At 70.6% G+C, this 13,490-nt stretch carries 11 protein-coding genes and 1 pseudogene; all 12 read right to left on the reverse strand.

Annotation, left to right across the window (positions count from 1 at the left end; translation table 11 throughout):
* Position 1 precedes the first annotated feature (1 nt).
* On the reverse strand, positions 2–1,033 hold the full coding sequence (locus OG883_RS19870) for an ADP-ribosylglycohydrolase family protein (protein WP_266549237.1): 1,032 nt from the start codon (positions 1,031–1,033) through the stop codon (positions 2–4).
* Entirely contained in the window at positions 1,030–1,773 is a 744-nt protein-coding gene (locus tag OG883_RS19875; RefSeq protein ID WP_266542746.1) for an NUDIX domain-containing protein, read from the reverse strand. Before OG883_RS19875 ends, OG883_RS19870 begins: the two co-directional genes overlap by 4 nt.
* Positions 1,772–2,249: pseudogene (locus OG883_RS19880) on the reverse strand (nicotinamide mononucleotide transporter); the annotation flags it as partial. The pseudogene OG883_RS19880 and the gene OG883_RS19875, both read right to left, overlap by 2 nt.
* 115 nt (positions 2,250–2,364) lie before the next feature.
* On the reverse strand, positions 2,365–3,456 hold the full coding sequence (locus OG883_RS19885; protein WP_266542748.1) for a pseudouridine synthase: 1,092 nt from the start codon (positions 3,454–3,456) through the stop codon (positions 2,365–2,367).
* Positions 3,456–4,058, reverse strand: a complete 603-nt coding sequence (scpB, locus tag OG883_RS19890) for an SMC-Scp complex subunit ScpB (protein WP_266542749.1) — start codon at positions 4,056–4,058, stop codon at positions 3,456–3,458. Before scpB ends, OG883_RS19885 begins: the two co-directional genes overlap by 1 nt.
* Positions 4,055–5,389, reverse strand: coding sequence for a ScpA family protein (locus tag OG883_RS19895; RefSeq protein ID WP_266542750.1), 1,335 nt, complete (start codon positions 5,387–5,389; stop codon positions 4,055–4,057). Before OG883_RS19895 ends, scpB begins: the two co-directional genes overlap by 4 nt.
* Positions 5,390–5,437: 48 nt before the next feature.
* Entirely contained in the window at positions 5,438–6,016 is a 579-nt protein-coding gene (locus OG883_RS19900; protein ID WP_266549240.1) for a hypothetical protein, read from the reverse strand.
* Entirely contained in the window at positions 6,013–7,158 is a 1,146-nt protein-coding gene (locus tag OG883_RS19905) for a ParA family protein (protein WP_266542751.1), read from the reverse strand. The genes OG883_RS19900 and OG883_RS19905 overlap by 4 nt, the downstream gene beginning before the upstream one ends.
* Before the next feature lie 381 nt (positions 7,159–7,539).
* A complete protein-coding gene (ald, locus tag OG883_RS19910) occupies positions 7,540–8,655 on the reverse strand; it encodes an alanine dehydrogenase (RefSeq protein ID WP_266549243.1) in 1,116 nt (371 codons plus the stop codon).
* A gap of 143 nt (positions 8,656–8,798) precedes the next feature.
* Positions 8,799–10,820, reverse strand: coding sequence for a tetratricopeptide repeat protein (locus OG883_RS19915; protein WP_266542753.1), 2,022 nt, complete (start codon positions 10,818–10,820; stop codon positions 8,799–8,801).
* 246 nt (positions 10,821–11,066) lie between these two features.
* Entirely contained in the window at positions 11,067–11,693 is a 627-nt protein-coding gene (locus tag OG883_RS19920) for an NUDIX hydrolase (protein WP_266542755.1), read from the reverse strand.
* An 83-nt stretch (positions 11,694–11,776) separates the two neighbouring features.
* Positions 11,777–13,435, reverse strand: coding sequence for a CTP synthase (locus OG883_RS19925; RefSeq protein ID WP_266542757.1), 1,659 nt, complete (start codon positions 13,433–13,435; stop codon positions 11,777–11,779).
* Between the last annotated feature and the right edge of the window lie 55 nt (positions 13,436–13,490).

The following is a 13,490-nucleotide window of genomic DNA, read 5'->3' on the forward strand; positions in this document are numbered from 1 at the left end:
ATCAAGAGTCCCAGAGGGCGGCGAGCGACATCAGATCGCTGCGGTACTCGATCCGCTCGGCCCACTCCTTGGGCCAGGCGCCGGCTCCCAGGTGGGCACCCGCGAACGCGCCCGCGAGGCAGGCGATCGAGTCGGAGTCGCCCTTGGTGCACGCGGCCCGGCGCAGGGCTGTCACCGGCTCCTCGGGGAACAGCAGGAAGCAGAGCAGGGCCGTGGCGAGCGCCTCCTCGGCGATCCAGCCGTCGCCGGTGGCCAGGCACGGGTCGAGCTCCGGCTGCGGGTCGCGCAGCGCCGCCTCGAGCCGGTCGAGGACCTGCAGGCACTCGTCCCAGCCGCGCCCGATGAACGCCTCGGGGGTCGGATCGTGGGAGTAGCTCCACAGATTGCCGAGCCAGCGGTGGTAGTAGCGGCTGCGGTTCTCGTACGCGTACGAGCGCAGCCGGCCGACCAGTCCCATCGGCTCCGCGCCCTGCGCCAGCAGATGCACGGCGCGCGCCGTGAGGTCGCTCGCCGCCAGCGCGGTGGGGTGACCGTGGGTGAGGGCGGCCTGCAACTGCGCGGCACCCGCCCGCTGTTCGTCGCTCAGTCCCGGTACGAGTCCGACCGGCGCGACCCGCATATTGGCGCCGCAGCCCTTGGAGCCGAGCTGGCTGGCCTCCTGCCAGGGCCGGTCGCTGTCGAGCTTCTGGCAGGCGACCAGGCAGGTGCGGCCGGGGGCCCGGTTGTTCTCCGGGGAGTGGTACCAGCCGACGAACTCCTCGCGCACCGGCCGCGTCAGCCGGGAGGCCACGAGCAGCCCGCGGTCCATCGCGGTGCGTATCCCGCGCCCCAGCGCGAGTGTCATCTGGGTGTCGTCCGTGACGAGCGCGGGCCTCGGAAGGTCCATCTCCTGCCACGGCCCGCATGTGGCGAGGATCGACGGCACATCGTTGAACTCGGTCGGGAAGCCCAGCGCGTCCCCGAGCGCAAGCCCGATCAGCGAGCCGGTGGCCGCTTGTTTGGTGAGGGTCCTCGAGGTCTTCATGGTGGTCATGCGTGCCGTCCTTCCGGTCGCAGGAGTGGAGGATGCAGGGCGGGGGCAGCGCCCGCCCGGTAGAGCGCGGCCGGTTTCCCGCGGCCGCCGGTGCGGCGCGGCGGGCCCTCGACGGCTTCGACGAAGCCGGGCGTGGTGAGGACCTTGCGCCGGAAGTTGGGCCGGTCGAGCTCGACCCCCCAGACCGTCTCGTAGACCTGCTGGAGCTCGCCGAGCGTGAACTCGCGCGGGCAGAAGCTGGTGGCGAGGCAGGTGTACTCGAGCTTGGCGCCGACCCGCTCGTGTGCGTCGGCGAGGATCGTTTCGTGGTCGAAGGCGAGGTGGCCGGCGGATCCGAGCGGCATCCACTGGGCGTGCGCGGCGTCCCCGCCGCCGCGCGGCTCGGGCAGATCGGGGACGAGCGCGGTGTACGCGACGGAGACGACCCGCATCCGCGGATCCCGGTCCGGGTCGCTGTAGGTCCGCAGCTGCTCCAGGTGGAGCCCGGCGACGGTCTCCTGCGACAGACCGGTCTCCTCGGCCAGTTCGCGTCGCGCGGCCTGTCCGGCGGACTCCCGGGGCCGTACGAATCCGCCGGGCAGCGCCCAGGCACCTTTGTACGGCTCCTCTCCGCGCTCGACGAGCAGCACATGCAGCCGGCCCTCGCGGACCGTGAACACGGCGAGGTCGACGGTGACGGCGAAGGGCGGGAAGGCACTCGGGTCGTAGCCCTCGGGCGAGTGGGGCGCGGGGGCGTTCATCGCGCGGCCGGTTGCGCAGTCCGATGACGCACGGCGGCAGGAAGCCGGCGTACAGCAGGGCGTACTGCAGGGAGGTGGGACAGGGCTCCTGGTACGCGTGGAGCGGGATGTCCACCACCCCCGCCGCGAGCAGCCACGTCCACTCGGTGCGCGTGGTGCGCCGCACCGGGAGTCCGTCGAGACCTGGTCCACCCCCGTGGGTCCAGGTCCACCAGCCGTACACGGCGAGGGTGATGAAGACGATCTGCCGGCCTGCACCGGCGTACAGGCCGGCCCGCAGTGAAGAACAGGACGAAGAAGAGGTGGTTGGCGATGTGCCGACGGGCGATGTACCGACCGGCGCTGCACCGACGGGCGACGAGCCGGACGCAGAGCGCACCGCTGCCGAACCCGGGGAACTCGGTCCGGCTCACCGGGGTGTCCAAAACGGTGAACAGCGGCCGCTGCAGGGGTTCGACGACGTCCGCGAAGCTCACGCCCGCCTCCTTAATAGTCATTGTGACTATAAAGGTGAGGGAGCTGGTTCCACAAGATGCGAGAAGCCCGCGGCCGGTATGGCCGCGGGCTTCGTTGCGTGAGTAAGAGGCAGGCCTACAGGCCGACTTCCTTCATCAGCATGCCGACCTCGGTGTTGGTCATACGCCGCAGCCAGCCGGACTTCTGGTCACCCAGACCGATCGGCCCGAAGGACGTCCGTACGAGCCTGTCGACCGGGAAGCCCGCCTCGGCGAGCATGCGGCGGACGATGTGCTTGCGGCCCTCGTGGAGGGTGACCTCGACCAGATAGTTCTTGCCGGTGTTCTCGACGACGCGGAAGTGGTCGGCGCGGGCGTAGCCGTCCTCCAGCGCGATGCCGTCCTTGAGCCGCTTGCCGAGGTCACGCGGGAGCGGGCCCTGGATCGCGGCGAGATAGGTCTTCTTCACGCCGTACTTGGGGTGGGTCAGCCGGTGGGCCAGCTCGCCGTGGTTGGTGAGCAGGATGATGCCCTCGGTCTCGGTGTCGAGCCGGCCGACGTGGAAGAGACGGGTCTCCCGGTTGTTGACGTAGTCGCCCAGGCACTGGCGACCGTCCGGGTCCTCCATGGTGGCGACGACGCCGGCCGGCTTGTTCAGCGCGAAGAACAGGTGCGACTGGGTGGCGACGGTCAGGCCGTCGACCTTGATCTCGTCGTTCTGAGGGTCGACCCGCATGCCCTGCTCGGTGACGATCTGGCCGTTGACCTCGACCCGGGCCTGGTCGATCAGCTCCTCGCACGCACGGCGGGAGCCCATGCCGGCACGGGCGAGGATCTTCTGCAGCCGCTCGCCCTCCTGCTCGGCGCCGGGGAAGGTCTTGGGGGTCGTGACCTGCGGCTTGTCGGCGTACCGGTCCCGGTTGCGCTGCTCGATCTTGGCGTCGAGCTCGCGCGGACGCGATTCGCGCTGGCCGTGCGGGCCACGGCGCGGGGCACCGGCCCTGCCGCCGCCCTGCGGGGCCTTCGGGCCGCCCTTGGCACCGCCGCGGGCGGACGCGCCGCGGCCTCCCGACTTGCCGCCCTCGGAACCCTGGCTGCCGCCGACGTCGTAACGGCGCTCCTCGGGACGGGGTCGGCTCTCACGCTTCTGCTTGTCGTCGCGCCCCTTGCCGCCGGCGCCCCGCGAGTCCCGGTTGCCGCTTCCGCTGTTCCTGCCGCTGCTTCGCATCAAAATTCCGTCTTGTCGTCTGCGTCGGTGTCCGGTGCGTCCGGATCGAACGACGGCACACCCTCTTGCGTCTCGGCCTCGATCGCCTCCGCCTCGGGGAGGAAGGGCGCGAGCTCCGGGAGCTCGTCCAGGCCACGCAGGCCCATCCGCTCCAGAAAGTAGTTCGTCGTCCTGTACAGGATCGCACCTGTTTCGGGTTCCGCGCCCGCCTCCTCGACCAGACCGCGCTGAAGGAGGGTCCGCATGACCCCGTCACAGTTCACTCCGCGGACGGCGGACACTCGCGAGCGGCTGACCGGCTGGCGGTACGCGACGACTGCGAGGGTCTCCAGGGCGGCCTGGGTGAGCCGGGCCTGCTGCCCGTCGAGGACGAAGCGTTCCACGGCCTCGGCATGCTCGGCCCGCGAATAGAACCGCCAGCCGCCCGCCACGAGCCGCAGCTCGAATCCGCGGCCCTGGACGGTGTACTCGTCCGCCAGCTCCCGCAGCGCGTCCGCCACGGCCCTGCGCGGCTGCTCCAGGACCTTGGCGAGGTGCTCCTCGGTGGCCGGCTCGTCGACGACCATGAGTACGGCTTCGAGCGCGGGCTTGAGATCACTCACGCCTTCTCCTCCTCCTGGTTCTGGCGAACCTCTTGATCGTTCTGCCGGACCTCTTGATCGAATTCGTCGGTGACCAGGGGCTGCTCCGTGCCCTCGCCGCCCGCCCAGCGCACTGTCAGCTCGCCGAGGGCGTCCTCCTGGTCCAGGACGACGGCCTTCTCCCGGTACAGCTCCAGCAGTGCCAGGAAGCGCGCGACGACCGTGAGTGTGTCGGGTGCGCCGGCGGCAAGCTGCCGGAACGTCACCTCCCCGGCCTCCCGCAGCATCGCGACGACGACCTCGGCCTGCTCCCGTACGGACACGAGGGGGGCGTGGATGTGATCGACGTACACCTGCGGCTTGGGCCGCGGCTGCATGGCCTTCACAGCGAGCTTGGCGAAGCCCTCGGCGCCGATGCTGATGACGACCTCGGGGAGCAGCTCGGCGTGATGGGGCTCGAGCCCGACGGTTCTGGGGTACCGCCTGCCCTCTTCGTCCAGCCGTGTGCTGAAGATCTCGGCGATCTGCTTGTACGCGCGGTACTGCAGCAACCGTGCGAAGAGCAGGTCCCGCGCCTCGAGCAGTGCGAGGTCGGCCTCGTCCTCCACCTCGGCGGAGGGCAGCAGCCGCGCGGCCTTGAGATCGAGCAGGGTTGCGGCGACGACGAGAAACTCGGTGGTCTGATCGAGGTCCCAGTCGGGTCCCATGGCCCGGATGTGCGTCATGAACTCGTCGGTGACCTTGGAGAGGGCGACCTCGGTCACATCGAGCTTGTGCTTGGAGATGAGCTGCAGCAGCAGATCGAAGGGCCCTTCGAAGTTGGCAAGCCGCACCTTGAAGCGGCCGTCCTCGACGGCGGGGGCGGGGGTTGGGGCCAGGGCGGGGGCGGCAGCCGACGGCGCGGGCTCCGGGTCCGCAACTGCGGGCTCGTCAGTCCCCGGCGCCGACTCGGGTGCCGCCGTCTCCGGCGTGGCGGACTCAGCTGCGCGGTCCTCGGAGCCGGGCTCAGCAACCGTCGCCTCCGCGGGCCCGGGCGCCGACTCGGCGGCCTCGGGCGCGGCAGACTCCGGCCCGGCGGCGTTCCCGCATTCCGGCTCGGCAGGTCCGGGCGCTGCCTCGGCGCCGGGCCCGGGTGCCGGGGCGGGGGAAACAGCCCCCGTCCCACCCGGCTCCCGCGTCCCGTCCGACTCCCGCGCCGCCTCGGCCGCCGCCGCCCCCGGGACCGCCTCGCGCCCCCCACCACCCGGCTCCCGGGGCTCGTCCCCGGAATCGGGCCGCGGCGCGCCCGGGCCGCGGCCCAGGCTGCGGCGGGGCGAGCGGGGCGGGAGAGCAGAGTCGTCGGTCGGCGGCATCGCGGTCCAGGGGCAAAAGGAGCAGGCGGGGCAGCGCGCAGGCTACCGTCAGCGCCCGCGCAGACGTCGTACGAGAATGCTCGCGTCGCCCCGCTGCTCAAGGTCCGCCAGCACGACCGCGACCGCCTCGCGGACTATCCGCCCGCGGTCGACCGCCAGCCCGTGCTCGCCGCGCAGCACCAGCCGCGCATGCTCGAGGTCCATCAGTTCCTCGGCCGAGACATAGACCGTGATCTTCTCGTCGTGCCGTTCCCGGCCGCTGGGCCGGCGGTTCGCACCGCGCCCCCTGCGGCGCGTCTGCCCCGCGGGCGCCACAGCGGCGGCTCCGGCAGCCCCGCCCGCCTCCTGCGGGCGGCGGGCCTTGGCCGCGCCCTGACCGGCCTCCGCCCCCCGGCTGCGCGATTCGGCAGCGTCCGCGTCCGCGGCGGAGTGCTCCTCCGAGGACGACGAGGACGCCGGGGCGGACGAAGTCGTCGACGGGTCGGCCGCGCCCTCCGCCAGCGGGTCGCTCTCCCCGGCCGGCGCGGGCACCCGCGGCTCGCCGTTCGCCTGCCGCCGCGGGGAGGACGACTGCAGCGCCATGCCCCCGGTCGTACGGAACAGCTCGTCGGCCCCGGGCAGACTCACTCGGCGTGACAACGGGCGAGCACCTCCCTGGCGAGCTGACGGTACGCGGCGGCGCCCACCGAGTTCGAGGCGTACGTGGTGATGGGCTCGCCGGCGACCGTGGTCTCCGGGAAGCGCACCGTACGCCCGATCACCGTGTGGTAGACGTGATCGTCGAACGCCTCGACCACGCGCGCCAGCACCTCACGGCTGTGCACGGTCCGCGAGTCGTACATCGTGGCGAGGATGCCGTCGAGCTCCAGGTCGGGGTTGAGTCTCTCCTGGACCTTCTCGATCGTCTCCGTGAGCAGCGCCACGCCACGGAGTGCGAAGAACTCGCACTCGAGCGGCACTATCACCTTGTGCGCGGCGGTCAGCGCGTTCACCGTGAGCAGGCCCAGCGACGGCTGACAGTCGATCACGATGTAGTCGTAGTCCGACATCAGCGGCTTCAGCGCGCGCTGCAGCGTGGACTCGCGCGCGACCTCGCTGACCAGCTGCACTTCAGCGGCCGAGAGGTCGATATTGCTCGGCAGCAGGTCCATGTTGGGCACGGCGGTCTTCAGCAGTACCTCGTCCGCCGCCATGCCCCGCTCCATGAGCAGGTTGTAGACGGTGAGGTCCAGCTCCATCGGGTTGACGCCGAGGCCGACCGACAGGGCTCCCTGCGGGTCGAAGTCGACGAGCAGCACACGCCGTCCGTACTCCGCGAGCGCGGCACCCAGGTTGATGGTCGACGTCGTCTTGCCGACGCCACCCTTCTGGTTGCACATCGCGATGATCTTCGCGGGGCCGTGGTCGGTCAGCGGGCCCGGGATCGGGAAGTACGGCAGCGGCCGCCCCGTCGGGCCGACCCGCTCGCGGCGCTGACGGGCAGCGTCGGGCGCGAGGGTGGCCGCGTACTCGGGATCGGGCTCGTACTCGGCGTCGGGGTCGTAGAAGTGCCCTTCGGGGACTTCCTCGTAGGCGGCGAAGTGGGTGGACTCTCGGCCACTCTCGTTGCCGGCCGTGGCGTTCACGTGTAGGCCGTCCATCATCTTCATCGTGTGGGCTGTCGTCATATGCGTCGTGTGCTGGTGTGTCGCAAGGGTTCGGACAGCGACGGAGCCGACAGCCTCGAGTCGGGGCTGTTCAGTTGACGGGACCCGGCCCCTCGCAGGCATACCTGGTTGACCACCCCCGGGAGTAAATGTCGACTCATTCACAAGTCGTCTTACCTCCTTGGATGTGACCAGGAAACTTATCGATAGGTCAGCGTGGCATCATGCCGACGGTTGGCGACTCTATGGCGTGTCACCGGTCCGCAGCAACACAATCCGCCGGACCCGGCCGGATGTGTCGGCAACCGAACACCCCTCTGTCAAGGGTGCACAGGGGTCGTGGCGTGACGCGGCCCGCATGTTTCACAGGTGTGCGAAACGGTTGAAGGGTTACGTTCACGGCGAGTTGAGCGAGTCTCGCAAACCGGTCGGATACGCATGCGGCCGGACCTTGCTCGGCAAGGTCCGGCCGCATGCGTGAGGTTGACGACGCGTGTTGACGTGTCAGCCGAGAAGCGTGCTCAGTTCAACGCTCTCCAGACCGTGGGCCTCGGCGACCTCACGGTAAACGACTTGGCCGTCATGGGTGTTGAGACCCAGCGCGAGCGCCGGGTCCCGGCGCAGCGCCTCGACCCAGCCGTTGTTGGCCAGCGACACGATGTACGGCAGCGTCGCGTTGGTGAGCGCGTAGGTGGAGGTGTTCGGCACCGCGCCCGGCATGTTGGCGACGCAGTAGAAGACCGAGTTGTGGACCGGGAAGGTCGGCTCGGCGTGGGTGGTCGGACGCGAGTCCTCGAAGCAGCCACCCTGATCGATCGCAATGTCGACAAGTACACTTCCGGGCTTCATCTTGGCGACGAGCTCGTTGGTGACCAGCTTCGGGGCCTTGGCGCCCGGGATGAGCACGGCACCGATGACGAGGTCCGCCTCGGTGACGGCCTTCTCCAGCTCGAAGGTGTTGGAGACGATCGTCTTCACCTTGGTGCCGAAGATCTTGTCGGCCTCGCGCAGCTTGTTGATGTCACGGTCGAGCAGGGTCACGTGGAAGCCCATGCCGACGGCGATCTGGGTGGCGTTCCAGCCGGAGACGCCGCCGCCGATGACAACGGCCTCGCCGGCCGACGTGCCCGGGACGCCGCCCGGCAGCACACCACGGCCGCCGACCGAAGCCATCAGGTGGTACGCGCCGACCTGCGGGGCCAGCCGGCCCGCGACCTCGGACATCGGGGCGAGCAGCGGCAGCGCGCGGTTCGCGGTCTCCACCGTCTCGTACGCGATGGCGGTGGTGCCGGACTCCAGCAGGGCGTCCGTGCACTCGCGGGACGCGGCGAGGTGCAGGTAGGTGAAGAGCGTCTGGCCCTTACGGAGGCGGTGGTACTCCTCGGCGATGGGCTCCTTGACCTTCAGCACCAGGTCGGCGGTGGCCCAGACCTCGTCGGCGGTGGGCAGGATCTGCGCACCGGCGGCGACGAACTCGTCATCCGTGATCGAGGAGCCGACACCGGCGTTCTGCTCGATGAAGACCTGGTGGCCGTGGCGCACGAGCTCGTGGACGCCAGCGGGGGTGATGGCCACCCGGAACTCGTTGTTCTTGACCTCGCGGGGGATGCCGACCTTCACGTCGATCACGGTCCTTGGCTCAGGGGATATAGGGGGCATTGCCATACATACCCGGATACGCGCGGCGTACCGGAACACACCTCGGGAACACATGGCGGAGCCAGTCTAATGAAGGACTTCTCGCTGTCTAGCCTTACAAAGCATTAATCTTTTGACGAAGCACTGCGGATTTCGCAGGCAAAACCCTCCTCTCCCAGTAGTCTCTCCGCGGCGCCGCGGTGCAGTCGGGCGGCCGCCGGGTCGCCGAGCCGGTCAAGGGTGTCGGCCAGCCTGAGCTGCAGCGCTGCCTGCAACCGGGCGTCTCCCGCACGCCGCGCCAACTCCACCGCCTCCTGGCATGTGCGCAGTGATTCCTCCGGCCGGCCCGCGTATTCCTGTACGCGGGCGGTCTCGCTCAACGCCCGCGCCTGGGACGGGAGATCGCGGATCCTGCGATACCCGGCGACCGCGGCACGCCAGCTGCGCAGTGCCTCGCCGTACCTCCCCGCGTAGGTGTGCGCGGTGCCGAGGCGGCCGTGCAGCCGAGCCTCGTCCGCCCGTTCGCCGCGCATCTGCCGCTGGGCGAGCGCCCGCCCGTACCAGTCGGCGGCCCGCTGCCAGTCCCCCAGATCCTGGTAGGCGCCGCCTACGGATTCCATCGCACGGCCGGTCGCATAGGGATCGCTCGCGGCCCGTCCCGCGTCCAGAGCGGCCCGGTACCGGGCCAGCGCATCCTCACTGCGGCCGGTCTGCGCATCCAGATCCGCGAGATTCAGCAGGGCGGCGGCCTGCTCCCGGTACAGCCCGCGCCGCTCGGCGACATCGAGCACCAGCTGGTGCAGCCCATAGAGCTCGGGGGCCGCGTCCTCGGTGCCCCGGTGCGCGGCCAGCGCCCTGACCAGGGCGGCGACCAGCCGGCGCGCCAGGGTGTCCAGCTCACCGTCGTCGACCGCGAGCCGCGCGGACGCCAGCAGCGCGGGCTGCCTGATCCGCAGCCACTCGGCCGCGGCCGGCACGGTGGAAAAGCGCAGGGCGCGCGGCAGACCGGCCAGCTTCTTGCGGGGCGGGGAGCCGTCCGGTTCGGTGATCGCCCAGCACGACTGAAGCTGTCGTACGGTCCGCTCCAGCATCCGCGCCCGGGCCAGCTGCACCTCGGCCGGCCGGTCATGCGCCTCCATCAGGGCACGGATCAGCGGAAGGAGGGCGCCGGGCACCGCGAACTGGGCACCGTCGGGGTGCAGGAGACCGAAGGCGGCGAGGTCGCGGAGCGTCGATTCGGCGGCCGAGACCGAACAGCCGGCCAGCGCGGACGCGGTGTGCGCGTCCGCGATACCGGCGGGCGCGAGGGCCAGCAGTCGCAGCGTCCGGGCGGCCGGCTGCGGGAGGGATTCGTATACCAGCCGGAAGGCGCGGGCCAGCGGTCTGGCGCTCTTGGGCTGCTCCCCGTCGTCGGGCAGTGCCCGCAGCCGCTTGGCCACATCGGCGACGGACGACCTCGGCCGGTCGGCAAGCCAGCCACCGACCAGGATCAGTGCGGCGGGCAGGCCGCCGCACTCCTCCGCGATGGACTCGGCGGCCTGCGGATCCACGGTGATGCGGACGGATCCGGTGAAGGTGCCGAGCAGCTCGATCGCGGACTTCGCGTCCATGCCGCCGAGCGTGCACGGCCGTACGTCGGGAATCCCGGTGAGCGGGCCCTCGGCCACGGCCACGGCCAGACAGTCGGGGTTGTCGGGCAGCAGCGGGTCGACCTGCCCGGCGTCACCGGCGTCGTCGAGGAACAGCAGCATCCGGCGTTCGGCGAGCGCCTCGCGCACCATCGCGGTCAGCTCGTCCTCGCCGGCTCCGGGCGGCGACGGGATCTCGAGGGAGTCGAGCAGTTCACGGGCCGCCCGGTCCATCGGGACCGGCCGGCCGCCGGGCTCGCTCAGCCGGACCCGCAGCACTCCGTCGGGGTAGTCACCGGCGAGCCGGCGGACCAGTTCCCCGGCGAGTGCGGTGCGGCCGGAGCCGGGCCGCCCGGCGATCAGGAGGACCCGGGCGCGGGGGGCCTTGCGGCCGGCGAGGGTGTCCAGACCGGCCCGCTCGATGTCGGCCTGAAGCGCCTTCAACTCCCGCTGCCGCCCGAAGAACCGGTCATTCGACGCCCGGGCAGGGCCGCCCGAATCCACCGCCTGATCCGTCACGGGCCACGCTCCCGTCCGTCCGCGCACGAGCCGAGCCCGTCGGGTCTCCGCACGGGCGTTCCGAGCGTAGTTCACGCTCTGCAACGATCCCGTTGACGCGTGGCGGGGCATCCCCCGATCGGATCAGCAGATCGTCGGACTAACCCCCGATCGGCCCCGCACCGGCCCCGCACGGGCCGCCGCTCGAACCCGTCCGGCCCGCTCGGATCCCGGCCGTGCCACGGCCGCGCCCGGCCGGGATCCCGCTCAGGCGTCGAACGGGCGGGCGGGCCACGGTGCCTCGGCCGGACGCAGCGCGTCGAAGCCGTCGCCCGCGAGCGCCGCGGTGGCCGAGAGCACACCCACGACCAGGCAGTTGTTGTGCAGATCACCCGCGATCACACCACGTACGAGCTCCTCGAGCGGAACCCTCGCCAGCTCCATGTCCGCCTCCTCCTCGGAGACTTCGAAGCGCTCGCCCTCGGCCTCCGACAGATCGCGCGCGAGGAAGATGCGTACGGCCTCGTCGCACCCGCCGGGGGTGGTGTAGACGTCAGCGAGGACCCGCCAGTCCTCGGCCTTGACGTGCGCCTCCTCGTACAGCTCGCGCTGCGCGGCGTGCAGCGGGTTCTCCCCCGGCACATCGAGCAGGCCGGCCGGGATCTCCCAGAGCTTGTGGCGCACGGGGTGGCGGTACTGGCGCAGCACCAGAACACGGCCCGCCTCGTCGAGCGCGAGGATCGCCACGGAACCGGGGTGCACCTGATAGTCGCGGCTCACCACCGTGCCGTCGGGCATGACCACCTCGTCCGTGCGGACACTGGTCTTGTTGCCCTGGAAAGGTGTCGCGGTCGCGGTGACCCGCCACTCCTCGGGCGTGTCCTTGATGGCCATGAAAACGTCCTCCCACCACACACAACAGAAACCGGGGTACGCGTCCCGAAGAACCCGTACCCCGGCAACCGTATCGCCTGTCGTTACTTGCCCGTCTTGCGCTCCACCGCGGCCTTGACCAGGCCGGCGAAGAGCGGGTGCGGACGGGTCGGGCGGGAGCGCAGCTCCGGGTGCGACTGGGTGGCGACCAGGTAGGGGTGCACCTCGCGCGGGTACTCGACGTACTCGACGAGCTTGTTGTCGGGGGACGTGCCCGAGAAGACGATGCCCGCCTTCTTCTCCAGCTCCGCGCGGTAGGAGTTGTTCACCTCGTAGCGGTGGCGGTGGCGCTCCTCGATGTACGGCTGGTCGCCGTAGACCTCGCGCACGATGGAGCCCTCGGCGAGCTTCGCCGGGTAGAGACCCAGCCGCATGGTGCCGCCCAGGTCCCCCGCGCCTTCCACATACGCCAGCTGCTCCTCCATGGTGGAAATCACCGGGTGGGCGGTGGCGGCGTCGAACTCGGTGGAGTTGGCGTCCGGGATCTCGGCCAGGTTCCGCGCGGCCTCGATCACGATGCACTGCAGGCCCAGACAGAGGCCGAGCAGCGGGATCTTGTTCTCGCGGGCGTACTGGATCGCGCCTACCTTGCCGCTGACACCGCGGTCGCCGAAGCCGCCGGGGATGCAGATCGCGTCGACGTCGCCGAGCTGCTTCGCGGCGTCGGCCGGGGACTTGCAGTCGTCCGAGGTGACCCACTTGACCTTGACGCGGGCCCTGTTGGCGAAGCCTCCGGCGCGCAGCGCCTCGATCACCGAGAGATACGCGTCGGGCAGGTCGATGTACTTGCCGACCAGCGCGACATTGACCTCGTGGTCGGGGTTGTGGACGCGGTCCAGCAGGTCGTCCCACGTGGTCCAGTCGACATCGCGGAACGGCAGGTCAAGCTTGCGTACGACATAGGCGTCCAGGCCCTCGGTGTGCAGGACCTTGGGGATGTCGTAGATCGACTTGGCGTCGATGGCGGCCACGACCGCGGCCTCGTCGACGTCGCACATCAGCGAGATCTTGCGCTTGATCGCGGTCGGCACCTCACGGTCGGCGCGGAGCACGATCGCGTCCGGCTGGATACCGATGTTCCGCAGGGCCGCGACCGAGTGCTGGGTCGGCTTGGTCTTCAGCTCCCCGGACGGGCCGATGTAGGGCAGCAGCGAGATGTGCACGACAAAGACATTGTCGCGGCCGACCTCGTGGCGGACCTGGCGGACGGTCTCCAGGAACGGCAGCGACTCGATGTCGCCGACCGTGCCGCCGACCTCGGTGATGACGACATCGACGTCGTCGGTCGCCATGCGCCGGATGCGGTGCTTGATCTCGTTGGTGATGTGCGGGATGACCTGGACCGTGTCGCCCAGGTACTCGCCGCGCCGCTCCTTGGCGATGACCTGCGAGTACACCTGACCGGTGGTGACGTTGGCCGAGCCGTCGAGGTCGACGTCGAGGAAGCGCTCGTAGTGACCGATGTCCAGGTCGGTCTCGGCGCCGTCGTTGGTGACGAACACCTCACCGTGCTGGAAGGGGTTCATCGTGCCGGGGTCGACGTTGAGGTACGGGTCGAGCTTCTGCATGGTGACCCGCAGACCCCGCGCCTTGAGCAGCGCGCCCAGGCTGGAAGCCGTGAGGCCCTTGCCGAGAGAGGAGGCGACACCCCCGGTGACGAAGATGTGCTTGGTCGTCACGGATGTCGAGGATCGAGTCGGCATCGCCAAGAGGGGGCTCCCGTGGTCGCGAGGTGAGGTGCGTACCGGCTGCCTTCCC

This window comes from Streptomyces sp. NBC_01142, from assembly GCF_026341125.1.
Lineage (GTDB): Bacteria > Actinomycetota > Actinomycetes > Streptomycetales > Streptomycetaceae > Streptomyces.